Origin of the sequence: Amycolatopsis thermalba (genome assembly GCF_023376025.1) — a bacterium.
Classification (GTDB): domain Bacteria; phylum Actinomycetota; class Actinomycetes; order Mycobacteriales; family Pseudonocardiaceae; genus Amycolatopsis_E; species Amycolatopsis_E thermalba.
This window is the reverse complement of the sequence record NZ_CP091196.1, coordinates 564894-583083: the sequence shown is the minus strand read 5'-3', so window position 1 is coordinate 583083 and position 18190 is coordinate 564894. Positions and strand designations below refer to the sequence as shown.

Genomic DNA, 18190 nt, shown 5'->3' with positions numbered 1-18190 from the left:
GGTGGGGTAAAGTCTCCAACATGTGGTCACCTTGAAACCGGCCGACCTCGCGCGCGAGCACCGCATCTCGACCCAGGCGGTCCGCAACTACGAGCGGGACGGGTTCCTCCCGCCCGCCGGCCGCACGCCCAGCGGGTACCGGATCTACACGGAGGTGCACGCGGCGGCGCTGCGGGCGTTCCTGGCGCTCGTCCGGGCCTACGGGCACGCGGTGGCCGGACAGATCATGAACGCGGTCAACGACGGACGGCTCGACCAGGCGCTGACGCTCGTCGACCGCGGCCACGCCCAGCTGTTGCGCGACCGCGAGACCCTGGATTCGGTGCGCACGGCGATCGGCCACCTGACCGAGACCCCGTCCGTTCCGGACGCCGCACCGCGGACGATCGGCGAACTCGCCCGGAGGCTCCGGGTCACGCCGGCGACCCTGCGCAAGTGGGAGGCGGCGGGCATCGTCGCGCCCACCCGGGATCCGGCGACCGGGTACCGCCTCTACCAGGCCGCCGACGTGCGCGACGCCGAACTGGGGCACCTGCTGCGGCGCGGCGGTTACCTGCTGGAACACATCGCCGCGGTGGTGCGGCAGATCCGGGCCGCCGGCGGCACCGAGGCGCTAGCCGACGCGTTGACGGCGTGGCAGGAGAAACTGACCGCGCAGGGGGTGGCGATGCTGGACGCGGCCACCCACCTCAGCCGATATCTGCGCGTGGCGCCTACAGATCGCCCATGAACGGGATGCTGTTCGCGGTGGTGGTCATCCAGTGGCGCAGCGCGTGGGTGGCTCGCACGTCGTCCTCGTTGTAGCGCAGCAGCCGGTCACGCTGGCTCAGGTCCGGCTCGCCGCCGTCCATGCCGACCGCCTGGCGGTACCAGCGCATCGACGCCTCACCACCGGCTTCCGGGTCCCGCCAGGTGAACCCGGCCACCGGGGCGACGACCTTCAGCCCCTTGCCGCGCGCGCACAGGAACTGGTCGGACACGCTGCGGAACAGGTCCACCCACTCGTCGGAATCCACAAAGGACTGGATTTCCCGCTTGGCCGGCATGCCGGGGAAGTCGCCGAACCGCTCGACGGAGCCGAAGAGCCAGCGGTTCTCGGCCATCGCGTTGTAGCAGTAGGCCCGGAACGTCAGGCCCGCGGCGAGGGTGCGTTCCCGGACCTCGCGCAGCCACGTCCAGAACTCCGTGAACGACCGCGCCTCGTCGCCGGTGGGCAGCGGTTGCCAGGTGACGAACGCGCGGTAGCCCTGCTCGACGCCGATGTCCGCGCCGCTGAGCAGGCAGCCCCACAGGTAGGCGCCCGACTCGCCGAAGGACTCCATGTCGATGTCGACCTCGACGTCCGCGCGGGCCACCTCGACCTCGCGGACGCGGCGCACCATCGTCAGGTCCGCGAGCCACGCCCGAGCCAGTGCCACGGCGTCGGCGAACGGGCCGGACGTCCAGATGATCGGCGGCTCGTCGTCCGGGTCGAGCGCGGCGAGCTTGTCCACTGTGGAAACCCCGGCGCGGCGCAGCTCCATCGCGTCCTCACCGCGGACGACCAGGCTCACGTCCCGCATCGCGGTCAGCTCGGCCTCGCACGTCGGCCACCACGGGCACGTCCGGCACTCCAGCACGCGCGACGGTTCGGCCAGCGCGGGGCCGCCGGAGCGGGCGGCCTCGGCGATCGCCAGCCGGTCGGCGAACCGCAGGTCGTACTCGGTCAGCGCGGTGCGCCCGTTCGGCCAGGTGGCGGCGGTCAGGTCGTGCCACAGCACCACGTCGGCGTCCAGGCCGATGACGCCGCCGACGAGACGGCCGGACGCCACCCCGTGCGCCTCGAGCATGCGGCGCAGGTGGGCCAGGCGCATCTGGTCGCGCGGGTGGGAGCGGACCCGGCGCGCCGGGTCGGGGATCGCGTGACGCGGGTCCAGGTCGTGCGGCGGGGTGGTGACCGCGCCCGCGCCCGGGTCGGTGATCCGGTGCCGGACCACCAGCACCGGCAGGTACCCGCCGTCGGCGCGGACCAGCAGCTCGGACCCGCCGCGGCGGTGGCCGGCGCGGTCGGCGGGCAGCAGCGCGCCCCAGATGTAGTCGGCACCCCGCGCCATCGCCTGCTGGGTGGCGGCGGCGCGGCCCGGCGGCGGCAGCTCGCGGTCGACGACCACCCAGCTCGCGCCCGGGTTCGCCGCGATCAGCCGGTCGCGGATCTCGATCCGGTGGGCGGCCGCGTCGGCGATGCGCTGCTCCGCCGACGGGTCGGGCGGGGCCAGCGGCACCTCGCGCATCGCGGGGTCGTGGTCGAGGTGCACGCGACGACGGCAGCGGCTCACCGCGCCGGCCTCGAGCAGCACCTCAGTTTCCATGACACCTACTTTAGAGAGGACCACCGACAGTTCCGCGCCGAGTGTGAGCGGCGCATTACGTGCCGGACATGCTCCCGCCCGTGCCTGCCGCTACATTCAGCCCATGGCTCGCAAGAAGACCAGGACGCCGGCCGAGACGGGCATCACGCCGAAGAAGGCCAGGAACGCCGTCGCCGTGGCGAAGATCGTGGTGCCCGCGGTGGCCCCCGCGCTGGCACCGCTCGCGGTCAAGGCGGCGAGCGCGGTCCGCGACGCCTACGACCACTACCAGGCGCGACGGCTCGGCGTGCCGCTCGACCGGCTGTCGGAGTTCACCGGCCGCGGCGCGCACCTGCTGGCGCGGATCGCCGGCACGTCCGAGGCGCTGGCCGAGGTGCGCAAGGCCGAACGCGCGACCGAGGACGACGTCCGCTTCGCGAAGGACTCCCAGGCGACGCTGGAGCAGCTGACCGCCGCCATCCGGGCGGCCGAACGCATGCCCGGGTCCCGCCGCAAGGCCGCCCACCAGGCGGTGACGGCCGAGCTGGAGCGGATCGAGGGCCAGCTGCTCAAGCGCCTCGGCGTCTGAGCCCGGCTACTGGATGAAGCCCTTCGAGATCATCCAGTCCCGCGCCACTTCACCCGCGTCGCGGCCGTCGACGTCCACCTGCTTGCACAGTTCGATCATCTGCTGGTTGTCCAGCGCCTTCGCGACGGGTTCCAGCACTCCGCGGACGGCCGGGTGCGCGTCCAGGAACTCCTTCTTCATCGTGACCGCCGCGTTGTACTGCGGGAAGAACCGCTTGTCGTCGGTGAGCACCCGCAGGTTCAGGCCCGCGATGCGGCCGTCCGTCGTGAAGATCTCGCCGAAGTTGCAGGTGCCGCTGGCGACCGCGGAGTAGATCGTGCCCGTGCCGAACGTCTTGACCTCCGTGGTCGGGAACCCGTACGTCTTCTGCACCCCCGGCATTCCGTCCTGGCGGCTCGCGAACTCGGTCTCGACGCAGAAGATCGCCTGCTCCGGGTGCTGCTTCAGGAACTCCGTCATGTCCGAAGTGGACCGCAGGTTGTGCTGCCGCGCGTACGCCTCGGTGGTGGCGAAGGCGTAGGTGTCGTTCACCGGCGAGTAGTCCAGCCAGGTGATGCCGAACCGCTCCTCGTCCGCCTTCTTCGCCGCGTCGAACTGGGCCTTCTCGTCCGGGATCGGCTCGGTGTTGCCCTGGTAGGAGATCCACGCGGTGCCGGTGTACTCCCACGAGATGTCGATCTGCCCGTTGATCAGCGCCTGCCGCGCGGAGTTCGACCCGCTGATGTTGGTCAGGTCGGTGATGTCCGCCCCGGCCGCCGACAGCGCCAGCTCGGCCATGTAGCCCAGGATGATGTTCTCGGTGAAGTCCTTCGACCCCACCGCGATGTTCACGCCCGCCAGGCTCGGCACCGGCCGGATCGATCCGGGCTTCACCTCGTACGGCAGCGCCGCGTTCACGTCCAGACCGCACGCGGTCAGCGACGTCGTCAGCAACGCGGCGCCCACGATCGCCTTGAGCCGGTGCTTCACGACAACCCCCTCGGTCCGAAGACGCGTTCCATGACCGCGCCCAGCCAGTCGATCAGCAGCGCCAGGCCGACCGCCAGGATCGCGCCGGTGACCAGCACCGGGACGCGGTTGAGCTTGTAGCCGGTGTCGATCAGCTCGCCGAGCCCGCCGCCGTTGACGAAGAACGCCAGCGTCGCCGTGCCGACCGCCAGCACCAGCGACGTGCGCAGCCCGGCCAGGACCAGCGGCACCGCCAGCGGCAGCTCGATCCGGAACAGCACCGCCCGGCCGGACATGCCGATCCCGCGGCCCGCGTCGATCAGCGCCGGGTCGACCGAGTTGATGCCGACGATCGTGTTCCGCAGCACCGGCAGCAGCGAGTAGAACGCGATCGGCAGGACCGCGCACCAGAACCCTTCCCAGCTGGTCCAGAGGAAGAACAGCACGATCACGCCGAGCGCGGGCGCGGCCTGCCCGATGTTCGCGATCGTCAGGAACACCGGCGCGACCGGCCGCGCCCAGGAGCGGGTGAGCACCGCGCCGAGCGGCACCGCGACGCCGACCACGATGACCGCGACCGCGACCGTGATCAGCAGGTGCTGCCACGTCGCCTCCAGCAGCCGGGCGGCGTTCAGGTTCTGCGCCTCGATGGCGTCGTTGTCCCGCAGCAGCGCCCAGGCCACGACCGCGGCGACGACCACCACGACCACCGCGGGCTGCACCAGCAGCCGCGCCCGTTCGGCGCGGCGGGAACCGGATTCGGTGGTGAACCCCTTGTCGACGGCTGTGGTCACGCCGGTCCCCCGTCGTCGGAGTGCTCCTCGCGCAGCCGCTGGATGGTGCCCATCACCGTGTCCAGCTCGATGATGCCGGCGTACTCGCCGCGCGCGCCGGTGACCGGCACGCCGCCGCCCTCGACCAGCATCGCCTCGAGCGCGTCCTGCAGCGTCGACTGCAGGCTCACGTAGTCGCCGATCGGCTTGCCCACGTCCGCCAGCGACGACGCGCTGCCCAGGTCGCGGACGTGCACCCAGCGGACCGGCCGGCGGCGGTGGTCGAGCACCAGCGCGTAGGTGTTGCGCCGCGAGGTCATCCGCTCGCGCAACTCGGCGGGCGAATCGGTGATCGACGCGGTCATCGCGTCCTGCTTCAGCTCGACGTCGCGCACCCGCAGCAGGGTGAGCTGCTTGAGCGAGGCGCCGGCGCCGACAAACCCGGCAACCGTGTCGTCGGCGGGGTTGGCCAGGATCGCGTCCGGGGTGTCGTACTGCAGGATCTTCGACTGGTTGCCGAGCACCGCGATCTTGTCGCCGAGCTTCACGGCCTCGTCGAAGTCGTGGGTCACGAACACGATCGTCTTGCGCAGCTCGGACTGCAGCCGCAGCAGCTCGTCCTGCAGGTTGCCGCGGGTGATCGGGTCGACCGCACCGAACGGCTCGTCCATCAGCAGCACCGGCGGGTCCGCGGCGAGCGCCCGGGCGACCCCGACGCGCTGCTGCTGGCCACCGGAGAGCTGGCGCGGGAACCGGTCGTGGAACTGCGCCGGGTCGAGACCGACCAGGTCGAGCATCTCGTCGACGCGGTCGGCGATCTTCTTCTTGTCCCACCCGAGCAGCCCGGGCACGACCGCGACGTTCTGCGCGACCGTGAAGTGCGGGAACAGCCCGGCCTGCTGGATCGCGTAGCCGACCTTGCGGCGCAGCCGGTCCGGGTTGAGGCTCAGCGCGTCCTCGCCGCCGATGGTGATCCGGCCGGACGTCGGCTCGATCAGCCGGTTGATCATGCGCATCGTGGTGGTCTTGCCGCAGCCGGACGGGCCGACCAGGATCACGATCTTCCCGGCCGGGATCGTCATGGTGACGTCGTCGACGGCAGGCTGGCGCGAGCCGGGGTAGCGCTTGGTGACGTGCTCGAGCTGGATCTCGACGCCGGACACCGCGCCGGAGTCCGCCTTGGCCGGCGATTCGATGGTTTCAGACACGGACACCCCTCGGAACGGTGAATCGGGCGATGAGGACGTAGATGCCGTCGAGGATCAGCGCGAGGACGACCACGCCGATCGTGCCGGTGAGGGCCTGGTTCATGGAGTTGGTGCTGCCCGCGTTGGTCAGCCCGGCGAACACCTCGGACCCCAGGCCCGGGCCCTTCGCGTAGGCGGCGATCACCGCGATGCCCATGAGCATCTGGGTCGCGACGCGCATGCCGGCGAGGATCGCGGGCCAGGCCAGGCGCAGCTCGACGCGCGTGAGCACGCCGAACCGGCTCATCCCGATGCCCTTCGCGGCGTCGGTGACCGCGGGATCGACCCCGCTCAGCCCGACGATGGTGTTCCGCACGATCGGCAGCAGCGCGTAGAGCACGAGCGGGATCACACTGGGCGCGACCCCCAGGCCGACGATCGGGATCAGCAGCCCGATCAGCGCGAACGACGGAATGGTGAGGACCGTGCTGGCCAGCGCGGTGGCCAGGGCCGATCCGATGGGGCTGCGGTAGACCGCGACGCCGATCAGGACACCGATGGCGGCGGCGATGATCGTGCACTGCACCACGGCGCTGACGTGGAGCCAGGCCTGCAACCCGAGTCTGCTCCAGCGATCGGCCACGTACTCGAACAGGTTCATCCCGTGCGGCCGCCTCCTCCCGATCAGTCGTTCACTCGTCCGGCCTACTTACCGTTGCCGAAAAACGTACGAGTCTCAACCACCGACACCGGCTGACTGTCCGATCGAGACCGATCCGGCTGGTCGGCCGCGTTCACCACCCGGGACGCGGTCGCGGTGATCAGCACCCGTCTCATACCCTGGATCGGTGAGCAGACGACCCCGGCGACACGGTGCGTTACGCAGCGTGCGCGGAGTCCTGCTCGCTTTCACCTCCGGCGGCCTGGCCGTCAGCGCGCACGCGCTCGCCCACGGCGGCGTGCCGGACACCGCGCTGACGCTGCTGCTCGTCCTGCTCGTCGGCTGGATCGGCACCGCGCTGGCCGACCGCACCCGCGGCCCGCTCGGCGTGCTCACCGTGCTCGGCGCGGCCCAGCTGCTGATGCACGTCGTGCTCGACGAGCTGATGCCGCATCCGGCGTCGATGCCCGGCGCGATGCTCGCCGCGCACGTCGCCGCCACGCTGCTGACCGGCCTGCTGCTGGCGTACGCCGAAGCGCTGCTGCACGTCGCCGCCGCGCGGCTGGCCCTGCTGCTGCCGGTCCTGTTCGGACCGCTTCCCCCACCGGTCCCGCTGCCCGCCGCGCCCGCTCCGGCGCCCGGCGTGCCGCAGGTGTTGGTGCTGTTGAGCCGCATGCACGCGAGGCGAGGCCCGCCCGTGCTCGCGACGCGCAACCCCCTTCACCTCAGCGCAGCGCGCTGACCCACTCTCTTCTTTCAGGAGCATCATGACGAACAACGCCGTCATCCGGCGCGGGCTCGTGCTGGCCGGCACCGTCGGTATCGCGGGCCTGCTCGGCGCGGGCGTCGCGTCCGCGCACGTCACCGCCAACGTCCTCGGCTCGGACCCGCGGCAGGGCGGGTACGGGGCGATCACCTTCCGCGTGCCGAACGAGGAGGAGACCGCCGCCACCGTCAAGGTGGAGATCGACTTCAAGCCGGAGTACGCGATCAGCTCGGTGCGCTACCAGCCGATCCCCGGCTGGACGGCGGAGGTCACCAAGACCCCGCTGCCGTCGCCGGTCAAGAACGGCAAGGGCCTGGACGTCACCGAGGCGGTCACGAAGATCGTCTTCACCGCGCAGCCAGGCACGAAGATCGGCCCCGGCGAGACCCAGTACCAGGACTTCGGCATCACCGCGGGCTCGCTGCCCGCGGTGGACGAACTGGTGCTGCCGGCCATCCAGACCTACGACAACGGCACCGTCGTGGCGTGGGACCAGGTCCAGGCTCCCGGAGCGGAGGAGCCGGAGCACCCGGCTCCGACCGTGAAGCTGGCCGAGGCGTCGGCCGACGGTCACTCGCACGACGCGACGACCGCCGCCGCCACCGCCGCGGCCGCGGACTCCACCGACGACACGGCCCGCTGGCTCGGCGGCGCCGGACTGGTCGTCGGCGCGCTCGGCCTCGGCGTCGGCGCCGGAGCGGTCCTGCGCGGCCGGAAGGTGTCGAAGTAATGCGCCGCCTGCTCGTCACGATCGCCGCCGCGCTGGTCGCGATGGTCGTCACCGCCACCCCGGCGCTGGCGCACAACGTGCTCGTCTCCTCCGACCCGGCCAAGGGCGCCACGCTCGACACCGCGCCGTCGCAGGTCACGCTGACCTTCGACGCGCCGGTGCAGGGCGGCAACGTCAACCAGGTCTCGGTCACCGGCCCGGGCGGCACCCAGTGGGCCGAGGGTGACGTGCGGATCAGCAGCAACGTGGTCACCGTCGCGGTGCGGCCGCTCGGCCCGGCCGGGCAGTACACCGTCGGGTTCCGGATCCTGTCCGCCGACGGGCACCCGGTGACCGGCGAGGTGCCGTTCACCCTCACCAAGGCCGGCACCGGCACCCCGGCGACGGCCAGTGCCGCGACCGGGACCGACACGGCGCAGCCCGCCGCGCAGTCCGGTGGCGGGGTCCCGGTGTGGGTGTGGATCGTCGGCGCGGTGGTCCTGCTGGCCATCGGGCTGACGCTGGCGCTGCGGATGGGCAGGGACAAGGCGTGACCCCGCGACAACGACGCACGAGCATCGCAGGGCCGGCCGCGGCCCAAGGAGCGCAGTGGGGAGGCGTCGCGGCATGACTACGGCGGCCGGGACCACCTCGCAAGTCCGTTACCAGGCGATCGTCGCGATCGTCACCGCGGCGCTGGCCGGTGCGCTGATCGGCGTCGCGCTGACGGCCACCGCGCCGGTGCCGGGTGTGGCGGAGGTCAGCGAGGTGGTCTCGGCCGCCATCCCGATCGTCCGCGTGCTGCTCGACATGGCCGCGGTCACGACGATCGGGGTCGCCCTGCTGTCCGTGCTGGTCGGCTACGACCGGCCGAAGCTGACCGAGCCGATCATGCGGCGCGCCCGGCCGATCGCGCTGGCCGCGTCGCTGGTCTGGACGATGACCGCGCTGGTCACGCTCGTGCTGCAGACCGCCGAGTACCGGCCGCAGGTGCCCACGGTGAGCTTCGCCGACATCTGGGACTACGTGGTCGGAGTCGGCGCGGGCAAAGCGCTGCTCGTCGTCGCCGTGCTCGCGCTGGTCCAGGTCGGGCTCGGGGTGCTGACGCTGCGGCACGGCGAGAAGGTGCCGGCCGAGGTGCGCGTCGGGCTCGGCCTGTTCGCCCTGCTGCCGCTGCCGGTCACCGGGCACGCGGCGAACTGGGACTACCACGACTACACGATGATCTCGATGGAGCTGCACGTCATGGGCGCGGTCGCGTGGACCGGCGGCCTCGGCGCGATGGTCGTGCTGCTCGCCGGCAACCGGACGCTGCTCGCGCACGCGCTGCCGCGGTTTTCCAAGCTGGCCACGCTGTGCCTGGCCCTGACCGTGGCGACCGGCCTGTTCAACGCGGTCGTGGAGATCCTGCTCAACCCGACGATCGACCTGGTCACCGCGCTGTTCACCACGCCGTACGGGCAGCTCGTCGTGCTCAAGATCGGGTGCGCGGCCGGGATCGGCGTGCTCGGCGCGATGGTCCGGTGGAAGCTGATGCCGCGGATCATCCGGCACGAGCGGACCGCGCTGGCGACGTGGGCGACGCTCGAGCTGACCGTCATGGGGCTCGCCTTCGGGTTCGCCGTCGTGCTCACCCGCGCCCCGGTCAGCTAACCGTTAGTAGCTGCAACTTGCACGGGTGGGGGATCGATTAATCCAGGCAGGGTGACTAGCTGGGCCGAATTTCCTACTGCCCGCACATGCCTCCGCACATACGACGAGCGGTCTCCTGCGGTCGGTAAATGTCCACGTATTTCCCAGGATGTGGACTAGCGGTAGCGGGCCCATTCGGTGCCGGCGCGGCCCGCGCGCAGGTCGCCCAGCCGCCGACGCAGCTCACCGCGCACGTGCGGGTGGCTGCGCAGGATCGGCAGCACGCTGGTCACCAGCTTGAGCTCGCGGGCGGCCCGCAGCACGGCGAACCCGTCCCAGCGGGTGACGTCGAAGCCGTAGACGTCGGCGAGCATGCGGTAGCGGCCCGCCGGGTCACCGAACCGTTCGCGGCCCACGGCCAGCGGCGTGAGGTCCCATTCCGGCGGGCCGACGCACGAGGAGTCGAAGTCGCACAGCACCGGGCCGTCCGGGCCGACGATCACGTTGCCCGGGTGCGCGTCGCCGTGGATCAGGCTCCGTTCCAGCGGGAAGTCCAGCTCGCCGAGCGCGGCCTCGACCTCGGCGCTGCGGCGCAGCAGGAACCGCCGGTCGTCCGGGTCGAGTTCCTCGGCGTCGGCCACGCGGGCACGCACGTCCGCCAGCGGCGCCCACTCGCCGACGCCCTCCGGCGCGGGCAGGGCGTGCACGCGGCGCAGCAGCCTGCCCAGGTCGGCGGCGGTCGCGCGGCGCTCACCGGGCGGGACCCGGACCCACGCCGTGACGACGTGCTCGCCGACGTGGATCGGCTGGTCGACCCCGGGCAGCAGGCGGATCGCGGGCACGTCGTGGGCCTCGAAGTGCCGCGCGACCCGGACGACCTTGGCGACCCGGTGCCGCAGCGCCCGCGACCCGACGATCCGCATCACGACGGGCGCGCCGGCCAGCTGGTAGACGGCGTTGTTGGTGAACCGGAGCAGCTCGGCGCCCCGGTGGTCCAGCCCGAGCAGGGCGCACGCCTCGGCCAGCGCGGCGGCCAGTTTCTCCTTGGTGAACCGACCACCCAACTCGTCCGCGACGGCGCGCATCTTCCTAGGCGGCGAAGAACGAGCTGATGCGCTCGTCCAGGTCGCGGGCGTCCGGGTTGTTGCGGCGCTTCGCCGCTTCCTCCTGCATCGGCACCATGCGGTCCTTCACGCGGGCCGACTTGAGGCCGTCCGCGGACTCCAGCGCCAGCCGGCCGATCCGGGCGCCGTGGTCGATGTCGCCGTCGATGAGGTGGTTGGTGGCCAGCGCGGCCTGGTTGAACACCTTGCTGCGCTGCATGTCCTCGCCGTAGGCGTCGATCGCCCTGGTCAGCGCCGGGATCGCGTACTGCGTGTGCTTCGTGTCGACGCCGCGGGCCAACACCGTGTGGACGGTGCCGATCATCGCGTAGACGTCGGTCTCGTTGAAGAACTTCACCCAGTCCTCGGCCTCGGCCACGTTGGCCCGGGCGAACTCGTCCTTGGCCAGGCCGAGCAGCTTGAGCGACTGCTCCTCGTTGCCCATCATCGCGTAGGCCCACGCCTGGTTCGCCGCGAGCACGGAGATCGCCAGCTCGGAGCCGGATTCCTGCGCCGCGATCTGTCCCAGCTGGAACAGCTTGAGCGCGTCGTTGGGCGCCTCCTGGTGCAGGTAGACCCGGCCCATCCGGTACAGGATGTTGGCCACCAGGTGGTCGTTGTTGCCCTGTTTCGCCAGCTCCAGCGCGTTGGCGAAGTGCCCGCGCGCGGAGTCCATCAGTCCACTGTCGAACGACGTCCAACCGGCCAGGCTGTGCAGGTCGGCCAGCGCCACGAACAGGCGCGACCGGACCGGGGTGGCGGCCGAGGAGTCGAGCATCTGCTGCCCCCAGGACAGCTGGGCCACCACGGCGTCGCGGCAGAACCCGCCGCCGTACTGGTAGTCGAGCGCGCGCAGCGCTCTGGTCGCGGCCTCGACCTGGCGCACATCGGTCATCCCGATGTGGCCGGGTGCCGGCGTCCTCGCGGGGCTCGCCGCCCATGCCTTGGGCGACGATCCCAGGATGGCCGCCCCCATCGTGACCTGGGCGGCGTGCGCGAGGAAGTTCCGCCGCTTCACGGACTCGTCCTCCTCAGCCTGCTGCTCGTCGGCGGCGCCGACGACCTGAATCTCGGTGGCCTCGTCGTAGGCGAGGCCCATGTATCCACGGGGGACACCCAGGCCGTCGGCGATCCGGGCGAGCACGTCGTAGGCCATCACCTGGCGGCCCTTGAGGATCTCCGAGACCTCCGACTGGGACTGGCCGGTGAGTGCGGCGATCTGGCGCTGGGAGATGCCCTCCTTGCGCAGGTTCCGGTACACGGCACTGATGTTGCGGGCGGCCAGGGCCTCCCTCATCTCCCGCTTCTCCCAGGCATCCGAGCTGATCGGATGTCCCTGGCGGCCATCAGTGTTCTCACCGGCGTCCATTGCGCCCCCTCACCGTCCAGTCCGGGCGTCGATTCGCAGCGTAGGCATACCCATTGAACCGTGGGAAACGTCGTTTCGGGACCCCTGATCGGTCGGGGTGAACTCCGACGACCGTTCACCGGCCCGCCCGCGCCGGTCGCCGCTGTGACCGCGGTTCGCCTTCTCTTCGGCTGCGGTTCATCGCAATCTAGTTCTCGGGTTCGGCGTGACCGAGCGGATACAGGCAGCGATCACGCAGAGCTACGACGAACACGGACAGCAAGCCCGACACAGAGCGGAGACACGCGGTGGAGTTCATGAACTCGATCTCGGCACCACGCGCCCAGGTCCACCGGCGGTCCTTCGCCCCGTCCGGCGCGCCGGTCGCGAGCCGGTCGGCGATGCCGGCCGCGGACCCGCGTGCCGCGCAGCTGCGCCGCTACGAGGGCGGCCAGCTGGTGTGGCGGGTGCAGTGCGGCGACATGATCAACCGCGACCGCTGCGTCACCGTGCTCGTCCAGGACGACCAGGTGGTCCTCGTCGGACCGCCCGGGGAAACGGCCCGCCTCACCGCGGGTCAGCTCGGCCAGCTCCAGGCGGCGTTGAACGAAGCCGCCAAACTGGCGGAAAGGTGACGGTGAGTTCCGTGGATCAGATCCTTGGGCAGGTACTCCGCAATGCCGTGTGGGAACGCCTCGACATGCTCGCCGACCTCGCCACCAGGGCGGACGCGCAGTCCCTGGTCTCGGTGGCCCGGTCGGAGCTGCCGCGGCTGACCGAGGGCTGGCGCGCGATGCTGACCGCCCACGAGCCCGACGAGCGGGGCGACTGCCCCACCTGCTCCACCCGGTGGCACCGCTGCAAGGCGCCGTGCTCGGTGTGGCAGGTCGCGCACGAGCACCTCGTCGCCGGTGGCCTCGCCCCGCAGCGGGACCTGCGCCGCCCGTGGCGCCGGAAGACCAACCCGGTTCCGCCTCAGCCGCGCGGTACGACGCCGGGTGAGTCGACCGGTCGCCACGCGCTGATGCCGCAGGTCGCGAACCGCTGACCACTCGGCGATTAATCGAAAAAACTAGGCCACAACCTCTGGCGGAACACTCCCGTCACCGCTATGTTGTCGATCATGGTCGAGGTCGCGAAGTTGCAGATCGCACCTTGACCGACCCCGCCCCCGCGGGCCCCGAAACTCCGCGGACCGGTGCCGTTGCACTCCCCTCCCCCGACCGGCACCGGCCCGCGGGCCCAAAAGGTACGGAGCCGAAGGCTCCTCCGGACTCCGGAGGAGCCTTCGGTGATTTCAGCGGACCGAGCGGACGCCGAGGACGGACGCCCCGGCCGCGAGCGTCGCGACGGCCGACGCGGCGAACAGCCCCGGATACCCGCCCAGTTCGGCCAGGATGACCGTGGCCGCGAGCGGTGCGATCACCTGCGGCAGCGCGTTCGCGATGTTGATGACCCCGAGGTCCTTGGCGCGATCCTGCGCGGCGGGCAGCACCTCGGTGAGGATCGCCAGCGCGACCGCCCAGTAGGCGCCGAATCCGATGCCGAGCAGCGGGGACGCCGCCAGCGCCGCCGGCCAGGTCTGCCACAGCACCAGCACGAGCGCCGCCGCGGCCATCACGACCACCGCGCCCAGCACGAACGGCTTGCGGCGGCCGGTCCGGTCGGACAGCGGCCCGACCACCAGGCCGCCGATCACCAGCGCGACGCCGTAGAGGCCCATCATGATCAGCAGCCCGGTGTCCGGATCCGGGTGGTGGACCGCGTCCGTCAGGAAGAACAGCAGGAAGAACGTGCCGAGCGAGTTGCCCAGGTTGATCAGGAAGTGGCAACCCCAGGCCCACGCGAAGTCCGGGTGCCGTCGCGGCGACACCCACAGCCCCCGCAGGTCCACGCGCCATCCGGTGGCCGGCCGGCCGGACGCGACGGCGGTGGTGTCCGCGGTCCGCAGCACGAACGCCGCCACGCCGAGGACCACGACCACCGCGCACGCCAGGTAGCCGCCGGGCAGGCTGGTGACCAGGACCGTCACCAGCACGGCGCCGAGCACGGTGCCCAGCATCTGGCTGATGCCGACCAGCCCGCCGATCCGCGCGCGCTGGCCGACCGGGACCCGGTCCGGCACCGCGGAGGTGAGCGTCGCGAGCATGCCGCCGAGCCCGGCCTGCACCAGGCACCAGCCGGCGACCATGACCGCCACGTTCGGCGCCAGCGCCAGCACCACCAGGCCGAGGGCCCCGCACACCGCGCCGGCGAACGTCCACGGGTGCCGTCGCCCGAACCGCGAGCGCGTGCGGTCCGAGGCCAGCCCGACCAGCGGGTTGGTGAGCAGCGCGACCACCGCGCCGACGCCGGTGACGATGCCGAACACCAGTTCCTTGTGCGCGGCGTCCAGGTGCGCGGCCTGCTCGGGCAGCAGCACCTGGATCGGGGCGTAGATGCCCAGCCACAGCCCGGTGTTCGCGCCGAAGAGCAGGCTGATCCAGCCGGGCCGGACGGGAACCGTCGGCTCGCCGAGCGCGCCCGGCGTCCGCGTTTCCGTCATGACCGCACCAGCTTCCGGTACCAGGAGAAGGAGTCCTTCGGGGTCCGGCGCTGGGTTTCGTAGTCGACGTGCACCAGGCCGAATCGCGGCGCGTATCCCTTGGACCATTCGAAATTGTCGATCAACGACCAAACGAAATACCCACGGACTTCAACTCCCGCCGTTATCGCAGTGGCGACGGACCGCAGGTGCGCGTCCAGGAACTCGATGCGTTCCCGATCATGAATGCCGTCGAAGCTCGCGCCGTTCTCGGTCAGGTACACCGGTGGCAGCTTCTCGCCGTAGCGGTCGCGCAGGCCGACCAGCAGCTCGTGCAGGGCTTCCGGCACGATCGGGGAGTCGTTGGTGGTCCGCGGAAAACCCTCGATCGGGCGAAGTTCGAACGGCAGCGGATTGCCCTCGCCGGGCGCGGCGGCGCCGTGCGGCTCGTAATAGTTGACGCCGTAAAAATCCAGCGGTTGAGCGATGTTCACCAGGTCATCGGCATGTCCGGCGGGAAGGTACGGGACGATTTCGGCGGGATAACTCCCGAGTAGCACCGGGTCCGAAAAGGTCCGGTTGAGCAACGCGTCCAGCCGGCGCGCGGCATCATGATCAGCTGACGAGTTTGAAGTAGGCCAAACTGGACAATGATGGTTGGCGGTGCCGATGTTCGACGCACCCGCGGCCCGCAGAGCCTGGACCGCGAGGCCATGGGCGAGGTGTTGGTGGTGTGCGGTGGGAAGGGCGTCCAGCAGGAGCGTCCGGCCGGGCGCGTACTCGCCGATCGCGTACCCGAACACCGTCGTCACCATCGGCTCGTTGAGGGGGATCCACATCCGCACGCGATCAGCGAAGCGCTCGCCGAGGACCGAGGCGTACTCGGCGAACCGGAGCGCGGTGTCCCGGTTCAGCCAGCCGCCGGCGTCCTCGAGCGGCTGCGGGGTGTCCCAGTGGTAGACCGTCGCCACCGGCGCGATGCCCGCTTCGCAGAGCGCGTCGACCAGCCGGTCGTAGAAGGCCAGGCCCTTCGGGTTCGGCGCGCCGGACCCCGGCGGCTGGATCCGCGGCCAGGCGAAGGAGAAGCGGTAGGCGCCGACCCCCAGCTCGGTCAGCAGCGCCACGTCCTCCGGCCAGCGGTGGTAGTGGTCGCACGCGACGTCGGCCTGCCCCGGGGCGAAGGTGTCCCAGACCGACGGACCGCGCCCGTCCTCGCTGGTGGCGCCCTCGATCTGGAAGGCCGAGGTGGACACGCCCCACAGGAAACCGGGCGGGAAGTCGAGGTTCTCCACGAGCGCGGTCCCTTCATCGGGGCTAACGTGAAAATTTCTCAAATGCTAGCCCTTCCCGCCATCGGGGGAAGTGGTCCGGGGCGCTAAAGTCCCTGTTCAGAGCACCAGAAGGAGCACAACGTGTCGGAGACCCAGGCGACGACGACCCCGCTTCGCCGGCAGCCCGTCCAGCAGCGCAGCGCGAAACGGGTCGAGCAGATGCTGGACGCGAGCGCCGAGCTGATCGACGAGGTCGGTTATGACGCGTTGACCACCACCTTGATCGCCAAGCGCGCCGGGGTCGCCGTCGGCTCGCTGTACCAGTTCTTCCCGGACAAGCGGGCGGTCGTGCGGGCGCTGACGCAGCGCAACCTCGACCGGTTCGTGCACGCGGTGAGCGAGCGGCTGAGCCGCGAGGACCCGCGGCACTGGTGGGACGTGGTCGACTCGGTGCTGGACATCTACCTGGAGATGCACCGGACCGTGCCGGGCTTTTCCAAGGTCCACTTCGGTGACGTGGTGGACCGGCAGCTGCTCGACGACAGCCGGGACAACAACCGGGTGATCGCGGACTCGCTGGCCGACCTGGTGGGCAAGTACATCGACCTGAACACGCCACGGCTGTCGCTGGCGATGACGGTCGCGATCGAGGCCGCGGACGGGCTGCTGAAGCTCGCCTTCCACCGCGACCCCGACGGCGACGCCGAAATCGTCGGCGAGACCAAGCACCTCATCAAGCTGTACCTGGCCTCGCGACTGGGGGAATAGCTCACTCCGCCTCGAAGTAGTGGCCCTGGCCGAGGTCGGCGAGGAGGCCGGGGTGCTCCGGCTTCCAGTCCAGCACCTGGCGGGTGCGGGCGGACGACGTCGGGATGTCCAGGCCGGCGAACCGGGCCAGGAAGCCGAAGTGCGCCTCGGCCCGGTCGGCCGGGATCGACTCGGTGGGCAGGCCCAGGTGGCGGCCGATGGTCTCGGCGATCACCCGGACCGGGACGCCCTCGTCGTCGACCACGTGCAGCCGGCTGCCGGCCGGGGCCTTCTCCAGCGCCAGCCGGTAGGCCCGCGCGGCGTCCAGGGTGTGCACGGCGGGCCAGCGGTTGGCGCCGTCGCCGAGGTAGCCGGACCGGCCCGCCTTCCGCGCGGCGGCGATCAGCACCGTGAGGAAGCCGTGCTTGTCCAGTGAGCTGTGCACGGTCGGCGGGAGCCGCACGACCGAGGTGCGGATGCCGCGGTCGGCGTAGGCGATCAGCTCGTTCTCCGAGTCGACCCGGTAGCCGCCGGGGAGCACGTCGTCCTCGGTGCCGGCGCGGTCCAGCCCGAGCCCGGCGATGATCGCGGTGCCCGAGGTCCCGACCAGCGGCTTGCCCGTGCCGGCCAGTGCCTCGCCGAACGCCCGCACCACGGCGAGGTCGGTGTCGCCCGCGGACGCGAAGTCCCCAGCGGTCATGGCTTCGTGGTCGAAGGCGAGGTGGATGACACCGTCCGCTCCGGCCGCCGCCTCCCGCAGGCCGTCCAAGTCGCGCAGGTCGCCGCGCCGCACCCGGGCTCCGGCCGCGGTCAGCTTCGCCGCCGACGCGTCCGACCGCGCCAGTCCGACGACCTCGTGACCAGCCGAAAGCAGCTCCGGGACGAGTGCCGAACCGATGTGCCCGGACGCGCCCGTGACGAAAACTCGCATGAGATCCTCCTGGATTCCAGTGATGTCACCTGGTGCCATCACTGTAGCACCGCATGACACCAAGTGTCATCACCTAGACTGTCCGGTATGGGCCGGTGGGAGCCGAACGCGCAAGAGCGCCTGACGCGGGCCGCGCTCGAGCTGTTCGCCGAGCGCGGGTACGACAGCACGACGGTCGCGGAGATCGCCGACCGCGCGGGGCTGACCAAGCGGACCTTCTTCCGGCACTTCGCCGACAAGCGCGAAGTGCTGTTCCGCGGCGAGGAAGTGCTGAGCCGGCTCATCTCCGACGGCATCGCCGGCGCTCCCGCTTCCGCGACGCCGCTCCACGCGGTCGGCGCGGGGCTCGAAGCCGCTGCCACGGCGTTCGGGCCGGAGCGGCGGGAGTGGTCGCGACAGCGTCAGGCCGTGATCGCCGACAACCGTGAGCTACGCGAGCGGGAGCTGCTGAAGAGCACCGCGCTCACCGCCGCGATGGCGGACGCCCTCCGCGAACGCGGTGTCCCGGACCTCACCGCGGACCTCGCCGCCGAGATCGGGTACCTCGCGTTCCGGACCAGCTACGCGCGCTGGATCGAGCCCGCCGACGAGCAGGACTTCGCCGAGCTGACACGGCGGACGCTCAAGGAGCTGCGGGAGGCCTTGGGGGCAGTCGGCTGAGTTGTCCACAGATG

Annotated in this window: 20 protein-coding genes; 10 read left to right on the top strand and 10 right to left on the bottom strand. The window is 71.3% G+C overall.

Features of this window, described 5'->3' with window-relative positions:
• The first annotated feature begins 22 nt into the window (after positions 1–22).
• On the top strand, positions 23–730 hold the full coding sequence (locus tag L1857_RS02950) for a TioE family transcriptional regulator (RefSeq protein ID WP_116112799.1): 708 nt from the start codon (positions 23–25) through the stop codon (positions 728–730).
• On the opposite strand, the gene L1857_RS02945 is transcribed toward L1857_RS02950, so the two are convergent.
• Positions 714–2348 (bottom strand): TM0106 family RecB-like putative nuclease, encoded by a 1635-nt coding sequence (locus L1857_RS02945; protein WP_116112796.1) that lies wholly within the window; start codon positions 2346–2348, stop codon positions 714–716. The two genes, L1857_RS02950 and L1857_RS02945, sit on opposite strands and share 17 nt — an antisense overlap.
• Before the next feature lie 103 nt (positions 2349–2451).
• Between L1857_RS02945 and L1857_RS02940 the strand changes: the two genes are divergently transcribed.
• Positions 2452–2916: a DUF6474 family protein gene (locus L1857_RS02940; RefSeq protein ID WP_116112794.1), complete on the top strand. Its 465-nt coding sequence runs from the start codon at positions 2452–2454 to the stop codon at positions 2914–2916.
• A 6-nt stretch (positions 2917–2922) separates the two neighbouring features.
• On the opposite strand, the gene L1857_RS02935 is transcribed toward L1857_RS02940, so the two are convergent.
• The 4 genes from L1857_RS02935 to L1857_RS02920 are packed head-to-tail and all read right to left on the bottom strand — an operon-like array spanning position 2923 to position 6485.
• Positions 2923–3885 carry a glycine betaine ABC transporter substrate-binding protein gene (locus L1857_RS02935; protein WP_116112791.1) on the bottom strand — a complete coding sequence of 321 codons (963 nt, stop codon included), beginning with the start codon at positions 3883–3885 and terminating at the stop codon, positions 2923–2925.
• Complete coding sequence (locus tag L1857_RS02930; RefSeq protein WP_249464387.1) at positions 3882–4658, bottom strand: ABC transporter permease; 777 nt, start codon at positions 4656–4658, stop codon at positions 3882–3884. The genes L1857_RS02935 and L1857_RS02930 overlap by 4 nt, the downstream gene beginning before the upstream one ends.
• Positions 4655–5800: a betaine/proline/choline family ABC transporter ATP-binding protein gene (locus L1857_RS02925; protein ID WP_116112819.1), complete on the bottom strand. Its 1146-nt coding sequence runs from the start codon at positions 5798–5800 to the stop codon at positions 4655–4657. Before L1857_RS02925 ends, L1857_RS02930 begins: the two co-directional genes overlap by 4 nt.
• A 37-nt stretch (positions 5801–5837) precedes the next feature.
• On the bottom strand, positions 5838–6485 hold the full coding sequence (locus tag L1857_RS02920) for an ABC transporter permease (RefSeq protein ID WP_094003430.1): 648 nt from the start codon (positions 6483–6485) through the stop codon (positions 5838–5840).
• Positions 6486–6672: 187 nt separating this feature from the next.
• Here L1857_RS02920 and L1857_RS02915 point away from each other — a divergent pair, with 187 nt between their 5' ends.
• The 4 genes from L1857_RS02915 (at position 6673) to L1857_RS02900 (ending at position 9613) form a co-directional block, all read left to right on the top strand.
• Positions 6673–7227: a hypothetical protein gene (locus tag L1857_RS02915; RefSeq protein WP_233157040.1), complete on the top strand. Its 555-nt coding sequence runs from the start codon at positions 6673–6675 to the stop codon at positions 7225–7227.
• Positions 7228–7252: 25 nt separating this feature from the next.
• Positions 7253–7981 (top strand): YcnI family copper-binding membrane protein, encoded by a 729-nt coding sequence (locus tag L1857_RS02910; protein WP_116112784.1) that lies wholly within the window; start codon positions 7253–7255, stop codon positions 7979–7981.
• Positions 7981–8514, top strand: coding sequence for a copper resistance CopC family protein (locus L1857_RS02905; protein ID WP_094003427.1), 534 nt, complete (start codon positions 7981–7983; stop codon positions 8512–8514). The genes L1857_RS02910 and L1857_RS02905 overlap by 1 nt, the downstream gene beginning before the upstream one ends.
• A gap of 73 nt (positions 8515–8587) precedes the next feature.
• On the top strand, positions 8588–9613 hold the full coding sequence (locus L1857_RS02900; RefSeq protein WP_249464384.1) for a copper resistance D family protein: 1026 nt from the start codon (positions 8588–8590) through the stop codon (positions 9611–9613).
• Positions 9614–9768: 155 nt separating this feature from the next.
• On the opposite strand, the gene L1857_RS02895 is transcribed toward L1857_RS02900, so the two are convergent.
• Both L1857_RS02895 and L1857_RS02890 read right to left on the bottom strand, forming a co-directional pair.
• Positions 9769–10677 carry a phosphotransferase family protein gene (locus L1857_RS02895; RefSeq protein ID WP_094003425.1) on the bottom strand — a complete coding sequence of 303 codons (909 nt, stop codon included), beginning with the start codon at positions 10675–10677 and terminating at the stop codon, positions 9769–9771.
• 4 nt (positions 10678–10681) lie between these two features.
• Entirely contained in the window at positions 10682–12064 is a 1383-nt protein-coding gene (locus L1857_RS02890; RefSeq protein WP_116112779.1) for a helix-turn-helix domain-containing protein, read from the bottom strand.
• 287 nt (positions 12065–12351) lie between these two features.
• Between L1857_RS02890 and L1857_RS02885 the strand changes: the two genes are divergently transcribed.
• Entirely contained in the window at positions 12352–12678 is a 327-nt protein-coding gene (locus tag L1857_RS02885; protein WP_094003423.1) for a hypothetical protein, read from the top strand.
• Between the two features lie 11 nt (positions 12679–12689).
• Positions 12690–13091: a hypothetical protein gene (locus L1857_RS02880; protein WP_094003443.1), complete on the top strand. Its 402-nt coding sequence runs from the start codon at positions 12690–12692 to the stop codon at positions 13089–13091.
• Positions 13092–13340: 249 nt separating this feature from the next.
• Here the strand turns inward: L1857_RS02880 and L1857_RS02875 are convergent, their stop codons facing one another.
• Positions 13341–14588 (bottom strand): MFS transporter, encoded by a 1248-nt coding sequence (locus L1857_RS02875; protein WP_249464381.1) that lies wholly within the window; start codon positions 14586–14588, stop codon positions 13341–13343.
• The gene (locus L1857_RS02870) at positions 14585–15859 is read right to left on the bottom strand and encodes a GH1 family beta-glucosidase (protein ID WP_116112774.1); all 1275 of its coding nucleotides are present in this window, start codon (positions 15857–15859) and stop codon (positions 14585–14587) included. The genes L1857_RS02875 and L1857_RS02870 overlap by 4 nt, the downstream gene beginning before the upstream one ends.
• Before the next feature lie 120 nt (positions 15860–15979).
• Here L1857_RS02870 and L1857_RS02865 point away from each other — a divergent pair, with 120 nt between their 5' ends.
• A complete protein-coding gene (locus L1857_RS02865; protein ID WP_094003420.1) occupies positions 15980–16606 on the top strand; it encodes a TetR/AcrR family transcriptional regulator in 627 nt (208 codons plus the stop codon).
• A 1-nt stretch (position 16607) separates the two neighbouring features.
• On the opposite strand, the gene L1857_RS02860 is transcribed toward L1857_RS02865, so the two are convergent.
• Complete coding sequence (locus tag L1857_RS02860; RefSeq protein ID WP_249464378.1) at positions 16608–17516, bottom strand: SDR family oxidoreductase; 909 nt, start codon at positions 17514–17516, stop codon at positions 16608–16610.
• A gap of 87 nt (positions 17517–17603) precedes the next feature.
• Here L1857_RS02860 and L1857_RS02855 point away from each other — a divergent pair, with 87 nt between their 5' ends.
• A complete protein-coding gene (locus L1857_RS02855; RefSeq protein ID WP_116112770.1) occupies positions 17604–18176 on the top strand; it encodes a TetR/AcrR family transcriptional regulator in 573 nt (190 codons plus the stop codon).
• Positions 18177–18190 lie beyond the last annotated feature (14 nt).

Excerpts from the sequence above, each read along its gene's own strand:
- L1857_RS02945 (WP_116112796.1), bottom strand. The coding sequence starts at position 2,348 with ATGGAAACTGAGGTGCTGCTCGAGGCCGGCGCGGTGAGCCGCTGCCGT.
- L1857_RS02940 (WP_116112794.1), top strand. The coding sequence starts at position 2,452 with ATGGCTCGCAAGAAGACCAGGACGCCGGCCGAGACGGGCATCACGCCG.
- L1857_RS02920 (WP_094003430.1), bottom strand. The coding sequence starts at position 6,485 with ATGAACCTGTTCGAGTACGTGGCCGATCGCTGGAGCAGACTCGGGTTG.
- L1857_RS02910 (WP_116112784.1), top strand. The coding sequence starts at position 7,253 with ATGACGAACAACGCCGTCATCCGGCGCGGGCTCGTGCTGGCCGGCACC.
- L1857_RS02905 (WP_094003427.1), top strand. The coding sequence starts at position 7,981 with ATGCGCCGCCTGCTCGTCACGATCGCCGCCGCGCTGGTCGCGATGGTC.
- L1857_RS02900 (WP_249464384.1), top strand. The coding sequence starts at position 8,588 with ATGACTACGGCGGCCGGGACCACCTCGCAAGTCCGTTACCAGGCGATC.
- L1857_RS02895 (WP_094003425.1), bottom strand. The coding sequence starts at position 10,677 with ATGCGCGCCGTCGCGGACGAGTTGGGTGGTCGGTTCACCAAGGAGAAA.
- L1857_RS02890 (WP_116112779.1), bottom strand. The coding sequence starts at position 12,064 with ATGGACGCCGGTGAGAACACTGATGGCCGCCAGGGACATCCGATCAGC.
- L1857_RS02875 (WP_249464381.1), bottom strand. The coding sequence starts at position 14,588 with ATGACGGAAACGCGGACGCCGGGCGCGCTCGGCGAGCCGACGGTTCCC.
- L1857_RS02860 (WP_249464378.1), bottom strand. The coding sequence starts at position 17,516 with ATGCGAGTTTTCGTCACGGGCGCGTCCGGGCACATCGGTTCGGCACTC.
- L1857_RS02855 (WP_116112770.1), top strand. The coding sequence starts at position 17,604 with ATGGGCCGGTGGGAGCCGAACGCGCAAGAGCGCCTGACGCGGGCCGCG.